At 68.5% G+C, this 695-nt stretch carries 1 pseudogene; it reads left to right on the forward strand.

From position 1 onward, the window contains the following. A pseudogene (locus tag A5706_RS35125) lies at window positions 1–695 on the forward strand (hypothetical protein); the annotation flags it as partial.

Raw genomic sequence — 695 nt, forward strand, 5'->3', positions numbered from 1 at the left:
GAGTCGGCCGGGATGCCTGCCGTCTCCTACGGGCCGGACACGCGCGAGCAGGTGGTGGCGGTCGCCGACTTCACCCACAACGCCTTCAAGCCCCAGAACCCGGCCGACTTCATGCGCACCTTCAAGTCGCTTTTCGTCGAGGGCTGGGCGGAGATGAGCCGGACGCTTACCTCGCTGGCCGACGGGGCGGACCTGCTGCTGACGGGCCAGACCTACCACGGGGTGGTGGCGAATGTCGCGGAATACTACGACATTCCGGTGGCGGGGCTGCATCATTTCCCGGTGCGGGTCAACGGTCAGATCGGCGTTCCGTTTCTGCCGTCGCCGGCGCCGATCGTCCGCACCACGCTGTCGGCGGGCTGGTGGCTGTATTCCCGCTTCACCAAGGCGGACGAGGACGCGCAGCGCCGCGAGCTGGGTCTGCCGCCCACGACGGTTCCCGCGTGGCAGCGGATGGCCGACGGCGGAACGCTCGAAATCCAGGCCTACGACCAGGCGATGTTCCCCGGCCTGGCCGCGGAGTGGAATGGCAAGCGCCCCTTCGTGGGTTCGTTGACCCTGGAGTTGGCCGCCGAGACCGACGATGAGGTCGCATCGTGGATCGCCGCGGGAAAGCCGCCGATCTACTTCGGTTTTGGCAGCACCCCGGTCAGTTCCCCCGCCGAGACGGTGGCCATGATCGGCGGGGCCTGCGC

Source organism: Mycobacterium sp. E796, assembly GCF_001672815.1.
In the GTDB taxonomy this organism is placed as follows: domain Bacteria; phylum Actinomycetota; class Actinomycetes; order Mycobacteriales; family Mycobacteriaceae; genus Mycobacterium.